This window comes from Actinoplanes sp. NPDC051388 (assembly GCF_055586225.1).
Map to the genome: position 1 here is coordinate 55596 of NZ_JBVJIP010000015.1, position 16205 is coordinate 71800.

Genomic DNA, 16205 nt, shown 5'->3' on the forward strand with positions numbered 1-16205 from the left:
CCGGTGGACGGTGTGCTGCCGAGGGCGGCCGCGCTGCTCTACACGCTGCTGGCGGCGGAGCTGCTCTTCCTGCTGACCGCCGCGCCCGGTCTGGTGGCACTCGTGCTGCTGGGCCGGGACGCCGGCAACCTGCCGCTGGCCGCGGTGTGCGCCGCGCCGATCGGGCCGGCCGCCTCGGCCATGCTCGCCACGGTGCATCAGCGCACCGGGGACCCGGCCGACCTGCACCCGGCGGCGGCGTTCCGGCGGGCGTACCGAAGGAATCTGGCCGGGGTGCTCGGCCTCTGGTTGCCGCTGCTCGGCTGGCTCACCGTGCTGGCCGTGAACCTCGCGAACCTGGACGCGGCGGGTCTGCCGGCCTGGTGGCGTGGGCCGCTGCTGGCGGTGACCGCGGTCGCGCTGCTCTGGGGCGGCAACGCGCTGGTGATCGGCGCGCTGTTCGAGTTCCGGGTCCGCGACGTCGCCCGGCTGGCCGGCTTCTACCTGTTCCGCACGCCCTCGGTGCCGCTCGGCACGCTGTTGCTGCTGGCGGTCGCGGCCGGGGTCACCATCCGCTGGTCCGAGGTGGCGCTGCTGATGCTCGGCCCGGTGCTCGCGCTGACCCTGCTGCGCGCGGCCCGGCCGATGATCGCCGACCTGCGGACGGCGTTCACCGCATGACGGCCTGCGCGCGCTTCGGCGGCGAGGTCGGCGCCCCGGCCGACCTGGTGCTGAGCCTGGATCCGTCGCTCGGCGAGGACGCCTATTCGCTGGCCCGGGCCGGCGGCACCGGGTTCACCGGACAATATCCGCCGCCCTGGGCCGAGCTCTACGAGTCGGTCGCCACTGCGGACCTGCACGCCCGGGTGACCGAGCGCCTCGCCGAGCAGGTGCGCGGCGCGGGGGAGTGGCGGGATCAGATCAACGCGTACTTCTTCCGCAAGTCCGGGATCCCCGACGAGCGCGGCCGCCGGCTCGACTCATAGGCCGTAGACGCGCTTGGCGGTGCGGGCGAACACGTCGCGGCGGGCCTCGATCGGGTGCTTGTCCAGCACCCGGCGCCAGGTGGCGACCAGGGTGGGCAGGTCGGTCCAGAGCTTCTCGATCGGGAAGTTGCTGCCCCACATGCAGCGCCGCGACCCGAACAGCGCCAGGCACTGCGACGTGACCAGGTCGATCAGCTCCTCGTCGACGCGGTGCACGAAGGTGCCCTGGCCGGTCAGTTTGACCACCACGTTCGCCTGGTCGGCCAGCAGTCGCATGCCGCGCAGCCAGGCGTTGCGCCGGACCGGTTCGCGGCTCTCCAGCATGCCCGCGTGCACCAGCACGAACGTGGTGTCCGGGAAGGCGGCCACGAAGTCCGCGGCGTCCACCATCTGATCGGCGAACACCTGCAGTTCGAAGAGCCAGCCCAGCTCGGCCAGGGTGGCGATGTTGGCGCGGAACACCGGGTCGTGCATCCGCGCCGGCCCGGACGCGAAGCGGAACTCCGGCCGGTCGTGCCAGTGCAGCTGCAGCCGGACGCCGCGGACCAGCGGGGTGATCTGCGCCTGCCGGCGCATCACGGCCGCGGCCTGCGGGTCGAAGAGGTCCGCGCAGCCGATCACGGCCGTGGGCCATCCGCTCTCTTCGTGTACGTCGCGCAGCCAGATGATTTCGTCCGCGCACCGATCGAGCGGCCAGTTCGTCTGCACGTAGACCGACGAGGTGATGCCGGCGGCGGTGGCGTCCGCGATGTATTCGGCGGCCGGATAGTCGCGCCGGATCGGCTCGTACGGGCCGAAGATGCGCGGCACCATCTCGCCGCTGAGCCAGGGCAGGTCGGCCCGCCGCCAGATGTGGTGGTGGGCGTCCACGAGCTCGTCGTCGCCGATCATCTCCATCGCCTCCAGGCGGCTCTGCGGGGCCCGGCGGTGACCGCCGGGATGTGGTTGACCTCGGCGAGTCCGGTCCGCAGATCCCGCACGCCGCCGAGGTGGTCGAGGTGGCCGAGCAGCCCGGACATGCCCCGGGTCACCGGACGGTAGCCCGGCGCGCAAGCCAGTGGCGACCACCAGATCAGCCGGTGCGCGAGCCGGGCGAAGCGCTCGGTCGCGTGGATCATCGGGGTGCAGTCGCCGCGTTCCAGCCCGTCCGAGAGCACCAGGACGAGCGCGCCGCGGCTGAGCGCCAGGAACCGCGGGTTCGCCTGGAATTCCCGCATGGCCGAGCCGATGGCGGTGCCGCCGTCGACGTCCGGGACGACGTCCGAGACCGCGGTGAGCGCCTGCTCGACGTCGCGGGCGGCCAGCGCCCGGGTGATCCGGGTGAGCCGGGTGCCGAAGGTGAAGACCTCCGTGCGGGCCGGCGCGGCGTGCGCGAGCCGCAGCAACTCGGGCGTGTGCTCCTTGAGCGACCCCGACACGTCCAGCAGGATCAACAGCCTCCTAGGACGCTCAGGGCGGGTGGTCCAGCACAACTCGGCGATCTCTCCGCCGGTGCGTCGCGCCCGCCGCAGCGTGCGACGCAGATCCAGGTCACGCCCGGACGCCGCGGGCCGCCGCCGGCGCGACGGCAGGGTCGGCAGGCCGGCCGCGAACGCGGTCCGCAGCCGGCGGGTCAGCTCCCCGGCGTCCGTCCCGCCGAAATTCCGTCGCCGGGTGACCGCGGGCGCGGCGCTCGCCTCAGTGCCGCTGCCCTGCCGCATCCCGGTGGCCGGGAGCGTCCGGCCACCCCGGTCGCGCGGCGCCGGGACGTCGCTCTCCTCCGCGGGTGGCGGGTCGGTCACCGCCTCGCCACCGCGGAACCAGGCGTCGAAGACGCGGTCGAACGCGGGCAGGCCGGTGATGTCGCCGAGCAGGATCACCCGGGCATACCAGTAGAGCTGCTCGACGTCCGCCGGCGTGGACTCGGCGAGCGCGTACAGGAAGTCGGTCTGCTGGGCGGGCGGAGCGGGCACGCCCGCGCGCCGCAGGTCGTCCAGGAAGCCCCACAGGAAGTCAGTGATGGTCGAAGATCTCCTTCCCGCGCTCGTCGAGCAGCCGGGTGTCCTCCTCGTCCTTGATGAGCAGGCCCAGCGCCCGCCGCAGCGCCTGCGGCCAGGCGCTGCCCTCGGCGGCGAGGGCGGCCGCGCCGCGGGCCCAGTCCACCGACTCGGCGATCCCCGGCCGCTTGAGCAGCGGCAGCTCCCGGATCTGCTGCACGGCCCGCACCAGCGCGTCGGTGGCCGCCTCGTCCAGGCCGGGCACGTGGGCGTTCAGGATCGCCCGCTCGCGGTCCGGGCCGGGGAAGGCGATCCAGTGGTAGAGGCAGCGGCGGCGCAGGGCGTCGTGCAGTTCGCGGGTGCGGTTCGAGGTGAGCACCACGACCGGTGGGTGCTTCGCCCGCAGCGTGCCGAGCTCGGGGACGCTGATCTGGAAGTCGCCGAGGAACTCCAGCAGGAACGCCTCGAACTCGTGGTCCGCGCGGTCGATCTCGTCGATCAGCAGCACGGCGCCGCGCTCGGAGCGGGTCGCCCGCAGCAGTGGGCGCTCCAGCAGGAACTCCGCGGCGTACAGGTCGCCGATCTCCTGGCCGCGGGACTCCGCGGCGCGCACCGCGAGCAGCTGCCGGGGGTAGTCCCACTCGTAGAGCGCCTGCGCGGAGTCGAGACCCTCGAAGCACTGCAGCCGGATCAGCTCGCGGTCGAGCACCCGGGACAGCACCGCCGCCAGCTCGGTCTTGCCGACGCCGGGCTCGCCCTCGAGCAGCAGCGGCCGGTGCAGCAGCAGGGCCAGGTGGACGGCGGTCAGCAGCCCCTCGTCGGCGAAGTAGCCCTCGCGGAGGAACGCCGGGGCCAGGTCGTCCACTAGAGCGCGTCCAGGCCGCGCAGCACGCGCTCCGGGGTGAAGGGCATGGTGTCCAGGCGTACGCCGCACGCGTCGAAGATGGCGTTGGCGATGGCCGGGATCGGCGCGTTGGCGGTCATCTCCCCGATGCCCTTGGCGCCGAACGGCCCGTTGCCGGCCGGCCGCTCGAGCACGGCGCTGTGCTGCACCGCGATGTCCGCCGGACCGGGCATCAGATAGTCGGTGAAGTCGGCCGGCCCGTGCCCGCGCGCCGGATAGTAGGGCTCGGTCGCCTCGAACAGCGCGTGCGACATGCCCATCCAGGCGCCGCCCTCGACCTGCTGGCCGACCATGGCCGGGTTGAGCGCCCGGCCGATCTCATAGGCGTTGAACATCTCCAGCACCTCGACCACGCCGGTCTCGTCGTCCACCTCGACCACCGCGACCGTGCAGGCGTGCGCCTGGCAGGAGTCCGGGTCCATCTCGCCGGTCTCCGGCACCGGGCTGCTCGGCTCCTTGAGGAAGATGCCGCGGCCGGAGATCGTGCGCCCGTGCTTGAAATGCGCGGCGAGAGCGAGGTCGGTGACGTGGATCCGTTTCTCCTCGGCGCCCTTCACCTTGATGAAGCCGGTGCCGTCGGTCTCCAGGTCGCCGGCGTCCACCTCGAGCTCGTCGGCGGCCACCGACAGCATGACCTCGCGCGCCTCGGTGGCGGCCATGATGACCGCGTTGCCCACCCGGTGCGTGCCGCGGCTGGCGAACGTGCCCATGCAGTGCGGTCCGGTGTCGGTGTCGGCCGTGTCGATCAGGATGTTCTCGAACGGCAGCCCGAGGACCTCGGCCGCGCACTGGGCGACGACCGTCTTGAGGCCCTGACCCAGGTCCACCGAGGACAGGCTGACCACGAAGGTGCCGGTGGTGGTCGAGTGGATCAGCGCCTGCGAGGGGTCGCCACCGAGGTTCATGCCGGTGGGATAGTTGACCGAGGCGTAGCCGCGGCCTCTCAGCTTCGCCATGACGACATCTCCCGGAACTCGTCGGGCAGCTCGTGACCGACCATCTCGGCGGCCTTCTGGATGACCTCGATCAGCGCGGTGCCCTCGGCGCGCTTGCGATGCGCCTTCAGGTCCCCGTCGCGATAGGCGTTGATCAGCCGCAGCCGCAACGGGTCCATCTCCAGCGCACGAGCGATCCGGTCCATCTGTGACTCCAGCGCGAAGTCGGCGATGGTCACGCCGAAGCCGCGCATGGCGCTGGACGGGGTGCGGTTGGTGAACACGCAGTGGCAGTCGGCCCAGACGTTGGGGATCGAATAGGGGCCGGGCAGATGCGCCGCCGCCTTGGTGGTGCCATAGGGGCTGTGCCGCGCATAGGCGCCCGAGTCGACGAAGAGCGTGACCTTGCGCCCGAGGATCCGCCCGCCGGTCGTCACCGCGTCCTTGATGATGATGCGCTCGGCGGCCCGCGGCGAGGACACCTGCATCTCCTCGTGACGGTTGTAGACGTACTTGACCGGCCGGCCGGTCGCCATCGAGGCCACGCAGGCGACCGGCTCGACGGCGATGTCCACCTTGCCGCCGAAGCCGCCGCCGACCGTGCCCCCGACGATCCGCAGCCGGTTGAACGGCGTGCCCAGGATCAGGGCGGTGTTGTCGAGCGTGAAGAAGCAGGCCTGGGTGTCGGAGTGGATGCGCAGCCGCCCGTCGCCCTGCGGCACCACGATGCAGCCGGTGGTCTCGGTCGGCGCGTGCTCGATCGGCGCGGACTGGTAGCGCCACTCGAAGACGTGGTCCGCCTCGGCGAAGGCGCTCTCCACGTCGCCGAACCGGATGCGGCGGCAGTGGTGTCCCTCGTACGTGAAGAAGTTGGTGCGCTGGTATTCGTTGACGATCGGCGCGCCCTCCGCGAGCGCCTCCTCGACGTCGAAGACGGCCGGCAGATCCTCGTAGTCCACCTGGATGCGGGCCGCGCCCTCGTAGGCGGCGGCTTCCGTCTCGGCGATCACCGCGCAGATCGGCTCGCCCAGATAGCGCACCTTGTCCTGGGCCAGCACCGGCTCGTCGTCCGGCTCGACGCCGATCAGCTTGAGCGGGGTGAAGAGGTTGTTCGGGATGTCCGCGTGGGTGAGCACCCGCACCACCCCCGGAACCCGCATCGCGCCGCTGACGTCGACGGCCCGGAGCCGGGCGTGGTGGCGCTCGGAACGGGCCATCTTGAGGTGCAGCAGGCCCGGCGGCGTCAGGTCCTCGAAGAACTGGGTGCGCCCGGTGACGTGCCCGAGCGCGTCCGAGCGCTGCACGGTGGAGCCGATGACGGTGAAGGTGCCTTCGGCTTGCGGGAAGTAGCTCTGGTCCACGTTCATGCCGAACGCCCGGCCGCGTCGAGGATGGCGGCGATGATCGCGGCGTAACCCGTGCACCGGCAGACGTTGCCGGAGATGGCCTCGACCACCTCGTCGCGGCTGGGATCGGGGTTCTCCGCGAGCAGCGCCTCGGCCACCATGATCATGCCGGGCGTGCAGAACCCGCACTGCGTGGCGAAACCCTCCAGGAAGGCCTGCTGCACGGCACCGAGGTGGTCGCCGTCGGCGACCCCTTCCAGCGTACGCACGGCGGAGTCCTCGATCGTCTCGACCGCGACCAGGCAGGACATCACCGGCCGCCCGTCCAGCAGCACCGTGCAGGTGCCGCAACTGCCTTGCGCGCATCCGCGTTTCGCCGCCATCAGCCCGAGCCGGTCCCGCAGGCCGGACAGCAGCGACTCGCCGGGCCGCGCGAGGAACTCGGCCGGCCGCCCGTTGACGCTCAGGTTCACCACGGTTGATGCCATCGGCACGCCTCTCAGTCCAGGAACGCTCGGCGCAGGTGCACGGGGAGCACACGATCGCGGTACCACGCGCTGGCGTACGCGTCGTCGAACGGCTCGATGTCGGCGCGGGCCGCCACGCCCGCGGAGTCCAGCACCTCCCGGGTGAGCGGGCGGCCGAGCAGGACCCGCTCGGCGGCGGGGGAGCGGACCGCGCGGGGAGCGACGCCGCCGAGGGCGATCCGCGCCGACGTCACCACGCCGCCGGTCTGCTCGACCACGGCCGCGATCGCGACGATGGCGGCCGAGTTGAGCTTGCGGCGCATGGCCTTGCGATGGAACCAGGTGCCCGCGGCCGGCACCGTGAACCGCACGCCGGTGACCACCTCACCGGGCTCGACGCGCAGGTCGCCGACCGGCGTCTCCCGATCGCCGGTGAGCTCGACGGTCGCGTCCAGCGCCAGCAGGCACACCGCGAAGTCGCCGTAGGGCTGGGGGACGAACAGGTTGCCGCCCACGGTGGCCTGGTTGCGGATCGTCGGCGAGGCCAGGGTGCGCAGGGCGGGACGCAGGAAGGCCAGCTCGGGGACACGCTCGACCTCGGCGAAGGTCGTGGTCGCGCCGATCCGGGCCACGCCGCCGCCGACGGTGACCCCGGACAGCCCGGCCCGGCGCAGGCTGACCAGTTCGGAGGCGTCCACCGGCCCGGTGTTCACCTCTGCCATGACGATCGTGCCGCCCGCCATGATCCGTCCGCCGGCGGCGGCGAGGGCGGCCGCGGCGGCGGGCGACTCGGGGATGCGCAGGGCGGTGATCATCGGATCTCCCCAGTGGACCGGTAGATCAATTATCAATAATTGATTTCTTGAACGTTAAGGTGGCCCGCGCGGCGAGTCAATCCCGGTCGCTTGACTACCATGGCGGCATGACTGATCCGTCGCGGGTGACGCGCCTGACGCTGGCGCAACAGGTCCGCGACATGCTCGTGGTCGATATCGTGTCCGGCGACATCCCGCCGGGCGAGCGGTTGGTGGAGACCCGGCTGGCCGCCCGCTTCGGCACCAGCCAGGGCCCGGTGCGCGAGGCGCTGCGCGAGCTCGAGGCGATGCGGATGGTGGAGACCCGGCCGCGGCGGGGCACCTTCGTCCGGCACTTCGTGCAGCAGACCCTGCGGGAGAGTTATGTGGTGCGCGCCGCCCTGGAGGAGACCGCCACCCGGCTCGCGATGCTGGCCGGAACCATGCCGGTGGCCGCGCTGCGCGCCGAGGTGAAGGCGATGCGGGCGGCGGCCCGGGCGGCCGACGACGACGCGGCGGCCAAGGCCAGCGTCGCCTTCCACCGGCACATCGTGGAGGCGGCGCACAACGAGTTGCTGCGGCTCTCCTGGGAGGCGCTGCAGATCGAGGCCCGCACGGCGGTCACCATGGTGGCCGCCGAGGTGAAGCTCAAGGACATCGTGCGCGACCACGCCGGCCTGCTGAGGTCCATCGAGGCCGGCGACCTCGAGACGGCCTGCCGGCACGCGCGCGACCACCAGTGGCACTACGCCGACCTGCCGCACGACGCCCACGGCCGGGCCCGGGGCGTGCCGGCCTAGACGCGCCCCTAGACGCGGCCGCCGGAGGGGTCGCCGGAGAGGCGCTGGGCCACGTAGATCGGGATGATGGACAGGAAGACCAGGACCGTCGCGACCACGTTGACCACCGGGGCCTGGTTCGGGCGGAAGAGGTTGTCCAGGATCCAGATCGGCAGGGTGGTGACGTTCTGGCCGGCCGTGAAGCGGGTCACGATGATCTCGTCGAAGCTCAGCGCGAAGGCCAGCAGGCCGCCCGCCAGCAGGGCCGTGCGCAGCAGCGGGAAGGTCACCCGCCAGAAGGTGGTGAAGCTGTCCGCGCCCAGGTCCATCGACGCCTCCTCCAGGTCGCCGCCCATCCGGCGGAGCCGGGCGATGACGTTGTTGAAGACCACCACGATGCAAAACGTGGCGTGCGCGATGACCAGCGTCCAGAGCGACAGCGGCACGCCCAGGATGGTGCGGAAGCCGTTGTTCAGGGCGATGCCGGTGACGATGCCGGGCAGCGCGATCGGCAGGATCACCAGCAGCGACACCGCGTCCCGGCCGAAGAACCGGTAGCGCTGCAGCGACATCGCCGCCAGCGTGCCGAGCACCAGCGCGATCGCGGTGGACAGCAGGCCGACCACCAGCGAGGTGCGCAGCGCGGACAGCGCGCCGGCGTTCTGCGCGGCGCGGGACCACCATTCGAGCGTGAAGCCGGACGGCGGCCAGCCGAACGCCCGGTCCGCGTTCACCGAGTTGATCAGCACCACGAGCAGCGGCACGTAGAGCACCGTGAGGATCACCCCGGTGGCGATCCGCAGGCCGATCCGCATGCCTCGGGTCAGGAACATCAGAGGTTCTCCAGGGCGCCGGCCCGCCGGGACAGGAACAGGTACACGATCATCACGACCACCGGGACCAGGCCGACCGCCGCGGCGAGGGGCTGGTTGTTGGCCGCGCCGATGTTGTCGTAGACCAGGTTGCCGAGGAACTGCTTCGTGCCGCCGACGATCTCGACCGCCACGTAGTCGCCCAGGGTCAGCGAGAACGTGAAGATGGAGCCGGCCACGACGGCCGGGAAGATCAGCGGCAGCACCACCGTGCGCAGGATGCGGCCGGGCCGGGCGCCCAGGTCGCCGGCCGCCTCCAGCAGCGATCCGGGCAGCCGTTCCAGCCCGGCGAAGATCGGCAGGACCATGTACGGGAACCATAGGTAGGCCAGCGTGCAGACGGTCGCGGTGAGCCCGTAGCCGGGGGAGATGCCGAGCCAGTCGATCAGCCCGCCGCCGCCGAACATGCTGCGCCACGCGTAGGCCTTGACGAGGTAGGACGCCCAGAGGGGCAGCAGGATCCCGGCGACCAGCCACGGTTGCCAGCGCCGGGACGCCACCTTTGCCATGAAGAACGCCACCGGCAGCGCCAGCACCGCGTCGAGCACGGTGACCAGCACGGCCACCCCGAGGGTCCGCAGGGTGACCGCCCGGTAGACCGGATCGGTCAGCACGATGGTGATGTTGTCCAGCGTCCACACCCGCTGGATCTGTCCGGTGAACGCGTCGGTGGTCCAGAGGGCGGTGACCAGCAGCGCCGCCAGCGCCCCGACATAGGCCAGCCCGAGCCAGAGCAGCGGCGCGCTCAACAGCAGCGAGAGCCGTGCCCGCGGCGAGCGGGTGAGCCAGGCCGAGAGCCGGCGGCGCATGCCCATCAGCCCTTGATCTCGGTCCAGGCGCGCGTCCACGCCGAGTAGTCGGTGCACTTGACGTCGGTCCGCCCGTCCAGGCACTGCGCGACCGGCGTGCTCCAGTACCAGATCTTCTCCGCATAGGCCGCGTCCGTCGCGTGGTACGTCTCGCAGAACGATTTGTCGGTGGTCAGCGCGCACGCCTTGGAGTTCGCCGGCGCCTCGCCGAAGTACTCGGCCACCTGGGCGTTCGCCTCCGGGCTGACGATCCAGTCCGCCCACATATACGCGCAGTTCGGGTGCTTGCCCTTCGCCGCCACCATCCAGGTGTCCGACCAGCCGGTCGAGCCCTCGTCCGGCAGCACCGCCTTGACCGGCGCCTTCTCGCCCACCGCGGTGTTCACGATGACCTGCCAGGTGGTGCCGATGACGGAGTTGCCGCTCTTGAAGGACTGCACCTCCTTGAGGTAGTCCGACCAGTATTCGCTGACGTGCTCCTTCTGCGCCTTGAGCACGTCGACGGCCGCCTTGAGCTGCGCGTCGTCCAGCGCATAGGGGTTCTTGATGCCCAGTTCCGGTTTGGTGGTCATCAGGAACAGCGCGGCGTCGGCGATGTAGATCGGCGAGTCGTAGGCGGTCACCTTGCCGGTGTACTTGCTCGCGTCGGTGAAGACCGAGGCCCATGACGTCGGCGCTGGGTTCACCACGTCGGTGCGGTACATCAGCAGGTTCGCGCCCCAGCCGTGCGGCACGCCGTACATCTGGCCGTTCACCGAGTTCCACGGCCGGTCCTTGAGGAACGCGGTGACGTCCGCGTAGTTCGGCACCAGCGAGGTGTTCATCGGCTGCACGTCGCCGGAGGCGATCAGCCGCAGCGAGGCGTCACCGGAGGCGGAGACGATGTCGTACTCGCCGGTCTTCATCAGCGTGACGGCCTCGTCCGAGGTGCCGAACGTCTTGACCGTGGCCTGGCAGCCGGTCTTCTGCTCGAAGCCGGTGACCCAGTCCACCGCCTTGTCGTTGGAGCCGTCCTCCGCGTACCCCGGCCAGGCCAGGATGGACACCGCGCCCTCGCCCGGACCGAGCGACGCCAGCGGATCGATCTTCGGTGCGGTGAAACCGGACGCGCCCGGCGCGGCCGTGCCGCCGCCGCTGTCGCCGGAGGAGGTGCCGCACGCGGCGGCCAGGAGAGCTGTGGCGGCGATCGCCGCGGTCCGGGGAATGATTCGGCTTCGCATGACAGTGCCCTTCAGGTGGTCTCCAGAGCGACGACGTCGCCGGGACGGATGCTGACCAGGACGCGTTCTCCGCGCCGCTGCAGGGCGGCGACGGCGCCGGCGGAGGTGTTGGGCTCGCTCGCGGTGATCCGCGTCCCGGCCTCCAGATCGACCAGATAGCGGGTGGTGGCGCCGAGATAGACCACCTCGGCGATGGTGCCTGCGGTACGCCCGTCCGCCGCGCTGCCGGCCGGGGTGAGGCGGACCCGCTCGGGCCGGACGGCGAAGGTGCCCTCTCGGCCGAGCAGATCGACCGCCGCCCGCCCGCTCAGCACGCTGGACGTGCCGACGAACCCGGCGACGAACTCGGTCTGCGGGTGCTCGTAGATCTCGGCGGGGGAACCGATCTGGGCGATCCGGCCGTGGTCGAAGACCGCGATCCGGTCGCTCATGGTGAGCGCCTCCTCCTGGTCGTGCGTGACGAAGACGAACGTGATGCCGGCGTCGCGCTGCAACTGCTTGAGCTCGACCTGCATCTGCTCGCGCAGTTTGAGGTCGAGCGCCCCCAGCGGCTCGTCCAGCAGCAGCACCTTGGGCCGCACCACCAGCGCCCGGGCGAGCGCGATGCGCTGCCGCTGGCCGCCGGAGAGCTGGGTGGGCCGGCGGTCGGCGAACCCGGTCATCCGCACCGAGGCCAGCGCCTCCTCGGCGAGCCGCCGGCGGTCGGCGCGCGGGGCGCGGCGCACGGCCAGGCCGTACTCGACGTTCTGCCGGACGCTCAGGTGCGGGAACAGCGCATAGTCCTGGAAGACCGTGGTGACGTCCCGCTCGAACGGCGCCCGGCGGGTGACGTCGGCGCCGCCCAGGTCGACCCGGCCGGCGGTGGGCGTCTCGAACCCGGCGATCATCCGCAGCACGGTGGTCTTGCCCGAGCCGCTCGGCCCCAGCATCGAGAAGAACTCGCCGTCCGCGATCTCCAGGTCGACGCCGTCGACGGCGACCGTGCCGCCGAACGACTTGCGCAGGCCGGTCAGCCTGATCGCCGGAGCAATGTCCACGAGGGCCCCCCTTCGGCGAAAACCTATGGCTGCATAGTTCAAAGCACAAGCCTTGTATGTTTCGGTATTCGAACGTTTGGAGGAGCGATGCCGAGGAGGGCCGGACCGACGACCCACCGCGCCGTCTTCGCGCCGCTGACCCAGCCCGGCCGGGCCGAGGCGGTGACCCGGCGGCTGCGCGACGCCATCGTGCTCGGTGTGCTCGGCGACGGCGAGCAGCTGCCGTCGGAGGTGGACCTGGCCGAGGCGCTCGGCGTCGCCCCGGTGACCGCCCGCGAGTCGCTGCAGGCGCTGCGCGAGCTCGGCCTGGTCACCACCCGCCGGGGTCGGCGCGGCGGCAGCTTCGTGCGGGCTCCGGAGAACCCGGAGGCGGTGCTCGTGCGCACCCGCCTGGCCGAGTTGTCGCTGGTGGACATCCGCGACTTCGGCGACTTCTACCGGGCCATCGCCGGGGCCGCGGCGGCCTATGCGGCGGATCGCGCGGCCGGCGACGACATCGCCCGGCTCCGCGAGACCGGCGTACGCCGCGCCACCGACCCCGGCGGCTCCCGGCGCGCCGAGGCCCAGTTCCACCTGGAGGTCGCCGCGGCCAGCCAGTCCGCCCGGATGACCAGCGAGGAGTTGCGCCTGCAGGCCGACTTCGGGCCGCTGCTGTGGCTCTCGATGGCGACCGAGGACGGCCGGCAACGCTCCGAAGCGGACCACGCCGGCATCGTCGACGCGATCGAGGCCGGCGACGCGGCGCTCGCCCGGGACTTGACAGAGGACCACGTCGGGCGTGCGATCGAGTCGGTGATCCGAGTGCGCCTGGAGGTGCTGGATGACTGAGGTCGTCGTGACGACCGGCGCCGCCGCGGTGGTGGGCCAGCTCGAGCTGCTCTGCGCGACCGTGTTCGCGCCGCTGCTGGTGATGGCCGAGGTGGTCGCCGCCGCGCTGCCCGGCCGCCGCCGCCCGGTCCTGCGCGACCTCACCGCGGTCGAGCCGCTCGCGCACGCCGAGCTGCGGCGCGACGATCGGCTGGTGATCGGCTCCGGCCTGGTCGCCGACCCGGGTCTGATTGCCGACGCGCCCTGGCACCTGGCCTGGTGGACCACGGACGCGGACCGGCGGATCGAGCCGCTGCGCACGGTGTCCGACCCGGCCCGCGACGGGTTCCGCGACTACACGCTGCTGGAGTGGTGGCGGGTGCCCGGCCGCACCGGGCAGCGGCACATCACCGGACCCTATGTGGACTATCTCTGCACGGACGCGTACACGCTGACCTTCACCGTGCCGGTGCACCGCCCGGACGGCACGATGGCCGGCGTGGTCGGCTCGGACGTCTACGCGGCCCGCGCCGAGCGGTTCCTGCTGCCGGCCCTGCGCGCCTGCGGCCGTCCGGCCACGGTGGTCAACAACGCCGGCCGCGCGGTGGTCTCGACCTTCCCCGGGCACGCGACCGGCGCGCTGATCCGCGAGCCCGCGGGCTGGTCCCGGCACAAGGCGGCCGGCATCCCGTTCAGCGTGCTGGTCCGTTCTCCATGACCACGTGCGTGAGGGTTTCGAACTCCAGCGGGCGCGGCCGGCCGGGCGGCAGCACCGCGCGCACCGCCTCGAACACCCGCCGCGCCGCCTCCGCGGTGTAGTCCGCCGGGTCGGTGGTCGCGCGCAGCAGCAGGCCGCCGGCGCCGAGCTCGTCCACCTCGGCGAACGCGCCGGTCGCCCGCATCGCCGCCGCACCGCCGAGCGCGGCGGCCGGGTCCGGCGGGCAGAGCGTCACCCACTCGTAGCCGCGCAGGTGGCGGCGCGCCTCGGCCACCGAGACGTCGGCCTGCCGCCGCAACAGCCGATCGAGGGCGGTGTGCGGGCTCTGCGGGGGCCGGTCGGCCAGGATCTCGCCGTAGACCGGGTCGGCGTGCGCGCCGAACTGCCGCACGACGCCGACCAGCGCCTCGGCCACCAGCCTCGTCGGTCCGCCGGCCAGCAGGTCGAGCCGCAGGTAGGGGTGGTCGACGCCGTACTCGCGGTAGCCCCGGACGTCGGCGTGCCCGACCGGGCCGTGCGCCGGGTCGTCGCCGTAACCCCAGACCGTGTGGACCTGATCGAGATCGGGCACCATCGCCGCGGGCCAGTCGCCGGGCGGCAGCCGGCCGGTCCGGCCGAACGCGATCACCTCGCGCTCGAAGGCGGGTGCGCCGGGCGGCCGCACGAGTGGCAGCAGCGCCGCCTCGGCCAGGTCGTGCCAGCTCTGCACGGCAGCCAGGTCGACGCTCTCCAGATAGAGCACCGCCCGCGCGAACGTCGGCTCACCGCTGCCGTCCCACAACCAGTCCGGCGACGTCGGAATCGTCATCGGCGGATCTTGTCAGATCATCGTGGCCGGCGGAGCCCCGGCCTGTCGCGTGTCCGACCACCCGCGTCCGGGATCGTCCGGGATCCGCATGCCGGCGCGATGGTCGCATCACTCTCGGTCAGGACCAAGTCCGACAACCAGGAGGAACCGATCATGAAGATGCACAGCAAGATCCTCGGCGTGGTGCTGGCCGGCGTGTTCGCCGCGGCCGCGAGCCTGGTGGGCGCCGGCCCGGCCCAGGCGGCCGATCCGAACACCTGCTTCATCCAGACCAGCAACGGCCGGTACGTCACCGCGGTCGGCGGCGGCGGGCGTACGAACGACGTGATGCATACCAACGCCACGGCGCCGTCGACCTGGGAGCGCTTCACGCTGGTGTACTCCGGCGAGGGCAGCTCCTACGGCCTGCGGACCGCGTTCGGATACTTCGTCACCGCGGACGCCAGTGGCGGCCTCAGCAGCGACGTCTACCCCGACGTGCTGCACACGGATGCGACCCTCCTGCGGAACTGGGAGAAGTTCACCTTCGTCAGCACCGGCGACGGGCAGACCTACGGGATCCGTGCCTTCGACGGGCACCTGCTCAGCGCGCGCGACGGTGGCGGCCGCACCAGCCGGGCCTTCGACTCGAACCGGACCGCGCTGAACTCGTGGGAGAAGTTCCGCTTCACCTGCAACGTCTGAGAACCGGCAAGGCACTGCGGCCGGCGTCGCCCTTCCGTCCTGAACCGCAGGAACATAGGTTCTACAGGGTGACGCCCGGTCCGGCCGGGGAGGGATTCCGGCTCGATGAAGCGATCGCCGACGTCTACGGCGACCTGCGGCTGGCGCCTGTGCTGCGGCGGCTGTTGCGGCACACCTCGCGGCTGACCGGGTCGGCGGCCGGCAGCGTCTCGCTGATCGACGCCGCGGCCGGGCGCTACATGAAGGCCGCCGAACACGGCCTCTTCTGCCGGCTCGGGGACACCTTCCCGCTGGACGAGGGCGCCACCGGGCGGGCCTTCGCCGGGCGGCGGCCGGTGGTGATCCCGGAGTACGGGCGGCTGCGCGCCGGGCACCTGGCCGGCACCGATCCGGCGCGGCGCGGGCCGGCCGCGGCGGTGCCGATCTGGTGGCGCGGCGACGTGATCGCGGTGAGCGTGACCTTCGCGCCGCGGGACGGGGTGTTCTCCGCCCGCGACGTGGACGATCTCGAAGCGTTGACGCAGGCCGCGGCGCCGGCGATCGTGCGGACCCGGCGGTCGGGCACCTCCCTGGCCGGGGTGCTGCGCCGGGCCGGGACGGTGGTCACCGAGGCCGGCCGGGTGCGCCCGGTGACCGCGGAGGTGGCCCGGGTCGCGGCCGGTCTGGTGGCCGACGCCGGGCGCGCGGCGATCGTCTATCGCCCGGACGGCCTGCGGGTGCTGGTGCAGCATCCCGGGGCGGAGTGGGTCGAACCACCCGAGGTCGCGAGCGGCGCGGTGACCGTCGAGCGGATCGCCGGGTGGGGGGTGCTGTTGCGCGCCGATCTCCCGTACGAGATGGCGTCGCCCACGCCCTGCACCGCCCGCGAGACCGAAGTCCTGGAGCTGTTGCGACAGGGTCTGACCTATCGTGGCATCGCCACCCGGCTGGGCCTGTCGCCGAAGACCGTGGAGAAGCACGTCGGCGCGATCATGCGCAAGACCGGCGCCACCAACCGCACCTCCGCCGTGGTGACCGCGCTCGACAACGGCTGGCTGGCCATGGGGGATTCACCCCATACCCCGGACGAGTGATCCGTGGCTTG

The 16205-nt window shown here is 72.2% G+C and carries 19 protein-coding genes; 7 read left to right on the top strand and 12 right to left on the bottom strand.

Annotation, left to right across the window (positions count from 1 at the left end):
* Nucleotides 1-3: 3 nt before the first annotated feature.
* On the top strand, nucleotides 4-660 hold the full coding sequence (locus tag ACZ6TI_RS32485; protein WP_465349008.1) for a DUF624 domain-containing protein: 657 nt from the start codon (nucleotides 4-6) through the stop codon (nucleotides 658-660).
* Nucleotides 657-965, top strand: coding sequence for a hypothetical protein (locus tag ACZ6TI_RS32490; protein ID WP_465349009.1), 309 nt, complete (start codon nucleotides 657-659; stop codon nucleotides 963-965). The genes ACZ6TI_RS32485 and ACZ6TI_RS32490 overlap by 4 nt, the downstream gene beginning before the upstream one ends.
* On the opposite strand, the gene ACZ6TI_RS32495 is transcribed toward ACZ6TI_RS32490, so the two are convergent.
* From ACZ6TI_RS32495 to ACZ6TI_RS32525, 7 genes are read right to left on the bottom strand one after another with little or no spacing between them, the layout of a single operon-like run.
* Nucleotides 960-1862 carry an amidohydrolase family protein gene (locus tag ACZ6TI_RS32495; protein WP_465349010.1) on the bottom strand — a complete coding sequence of 301 codons (903 nt, stop codon included), beginning with the start codon at nucleotides 1860-1862 and terminating at the stop codon, nucleotides 960-962. The two genes, ACZ6TI_RS32490 and ACZ6TI_RS32495, sit on opposite strands and share 6 nt — an antisense overlap.
* Nucleotides 1853-2917 carry a vWA domain-containing protein gene (locus ACZ6TI_RS32500; RefSeq protein ID WP_465349011.1) on the bottom strand — a complete coding sequence of 355 codons (1065 nt, stop codon included), beginning with the start codon at nucleotides 2915-2917 and terminating at the stop codon, nucleotides 1853-1855. Before ACZ6TI_RS32500 ends, ACZ6TI_RS32495 begins: the two co-directional genes overlap by 10 nt.
* A gap of 40 nt (nucleotides 2918-2957) precedes the next feature.
* Nucleotides 2958-3806, bottom strand: coding sequence for an AAA family ATPase (locus ACZ6TI_RS32505; RefSeq protein WP_465349012.1), 849 nt, complete (start codon nucleotides 3804-3806; stop codon nucleotides 2958-2960).
* Entirely contained in the window at nucleotides 3806-4801 is a 996-nt protein-coding gene (locus ACZ6TI_RS32510) for a xanthine dehydrogenase family protein molybdopterin-binding subunit (RefSeq protein WP_465349013.1), read from the bottom strand. Before ACZ6TI_RS32510 ends, ACZ6TI_RS32505 begins: the two co-directional genes overlap by 1 nt.
* A complete protein-coding gene (locus tag ACZ6TI_RS32515) occupies nucleotides 4789-6147 on the bottom strand; it encodes a xanthine dehydrogenase family protein molybdopterin-binding subunit (protein ID WP_465349014.1) in 1359 nt (452 codons plus the stop codon). Before ACZ6TI_RS32515 ends, ACZ6TI_RS32510 begins: the two co-directional genes overlap by 13 nt.
* Nucleotides 6144-6614 (bottom strand): (2Fe-2S)-binding protein, encoded by a 471-nt coding sequence (locus tag ACZ6TI_RS32520; protein ID WP_465349015.1) that lies wholly within the window; start codon nucleotides 6612-6614, stop codon nucleotides 6144-6146. The genes ACZ6TI_RS32515 and ACZ6TI_RS32520 overlap by 4 nt, the downstream gene beginning before the upstream one ends.
* An 11-nt stretch (nucleotides 6615-6625) precedes the next feature.
* Nucleotides 6626-7408: an FAD binding domain-containing protein gene (locus ACZ6TI_RS32525; RefSeq protein ID WP_465349016.1), complete on the bottom strand. Its 783-nt coding sequence runs from the start codon at nucleotides 7406-7408 to the stop codon at nucleotides 6626-6628.
* Between the two features lie 107 nt (nucleotides 7409-7515).
* Between ACZ6TI_RS32525 and ACZ6TI_RS32530 the strand changes: the two genes are divergently transcribed.
* Nucleotides 7516-8187 (top strand): GntR family transcriptional regulator, encoded by a 672-nt coding sequence (locus ACZ6TI_RS32530; RefSeq protein WP_465349017.1) that lies wholly within the window; start codon nucleotides 7516-7518, stop codon nucleotides 8185-8187.
* Between the two features lie 8 nt (nucleotides 8188-8195).
* On the opposite strand, the gene ACZ6TI_RS32535 is transcribed toward ACZ6TI_RS32530, so the two are convergent.
* The 4 genes from ACZ6TI_RS32535 to ACZ6TI_RS32550 are packed head-to-tail and all read right to left on the bottom strand — an operon-like array spanning nucleotide 8196 to nucleotide 12104.
* A complete protein-coding gene (locus ACZ6TI_RS32535; RefSeq protein ID WP_465349018.1) occupies nucleotides 8196-8999 on the bottom strand; it encodes an ABC transporter permease in 804 nt (267 codons plus the stop codon).
* Nucleotides 8999-9886 carry an ABC transporter permease gene (locus ACZ6TI_RS32540; RefSeq protein ID WP_465349019.1) on the bottom strand — a complete coding sequence of 296 codons (888 nt, stop codon included), beginning with the start codon at nucleotides 9884-9886 and terminating at the stop codon, nucleotides 8999-9001. Before ACZ6TI_RS32540 ends, ACZ6TI_RS32535 begins: the two co-directional genes overlap by 1 nt.
* Nucleotides 9853-11067: an ABC transporter substrate-binding protein gene (locus tag ACZ6TI_RS32545; RefSeq protein ID WP_465349020.1), complete on the bottom strand. Its 1215-nt coding sequence runs from the start codon at nucleotides 11065-11067 to the stop codon at nucleotides 9853-9855. Before ACZ6TI_RS32545 ends, ACZ6TI_RS32540 begins: the two co-directional genes overlap by 34 nt.
* Before the next feature lie 11 nt (nucleotides 11068-11078).
* The gene (locus ACZ6TI_RS32550; RefSeq protein ID WP_465349021.1) at nucleotides 11079-12104 is read right to left on the bottom strand and encodes an ABC transporter ATP-binding protein; all 1026 of its coding nucleotides are present in this window, start codon (nucleotides 12102-12104) and stop codon (nucleotides 11079-11081) included.
* An 87-nt stretch (nucleotides 12105-12191) separates the two neighbouring features.
* On the opposite strand from ACZ6TI_RS32550, the gene ACZ6TI_RS32555 reads away from it, so the two are divergent.
* Both ACZ6TI_RS32555 and ACZ6TI_RS32560 read left to right on the top strand, forming a co-directional pair.
* Nucleotides 12192-12932: a FadR/GntR family transcriptional regulator gene (locus ACZ6TI_RS32555; RefSeq protein ID WP_465349022.1), complete on the top strand. Its 741-nt coding sequence runs from the start codon at nucleotides 12192-12194 to the stop codon at nucleotides 12930-12932.
* Entirely contained in the window at nucleotides 12925-13629 is a 705-nt protein-coding gene (locus ACZ6TI_RS32560; RefSeq protein WP_465349023.1) for a cache domain-containing protein, read from the top strand. The genes ACZ6TI_RS32555 and ACZ6TI_RS32560 overlap by 8 nt, the downstream gene beginning before the upstream one ends.
* On the opposite strand, the gene ACZ6TI_RS32565 is transcribed toward ACZ6TI_RS32560, so the two are convergent.
* Nucleotides 13604-14437: a hypothetical protein gene (locus ACZ6TI_RS32565; RefSeq protein ID WP_465349024.1), complete on the bottom strand. Its 834-nt coding sequence runs from the start codon at nucleotides 14435-14437 to the stop codon at nucleotides 13604-13606. The two genes, ACZ6TI_RS32560 and ACZ6TI_RS32565, sit on opposite strands and share 26 nt — an antisense overlap.
* Before the next feature lie 153 nt (nucleotides 14438-14590).
* Between ACZ6TI_RS32565 and ACZ6TI_RS32570 the strand changes: the two genes are divergently transcribed.
* Nucleotides 14591-15121 (top strand): fascin domain-containing protein, encoded by a 531-nt coding sequence (locus ACZ6TI_RS32570; RefSeq protein ID WP_465349025.1) that lies wholly within the window; start codon nucleotides 14591-14593, stop codon nucleotides 15119-15121.
* Between the two features lie 68 nt (nucleotides 15122-15189).
* Nucleotides 15190-16194, top strand: a complete 1005-nt coding sequence (locus tag ACZ6TI_RS32575) for a LuxR C-terminal-related transcriptional regulator (RefSeq protein ID WP_465349026.1) — start codon at nucleotides 15190-15192, stop codon at nucleotides 16192-16194.
* Nucleotides 16195-16205 lie beyond the last annotated feature (11 nt).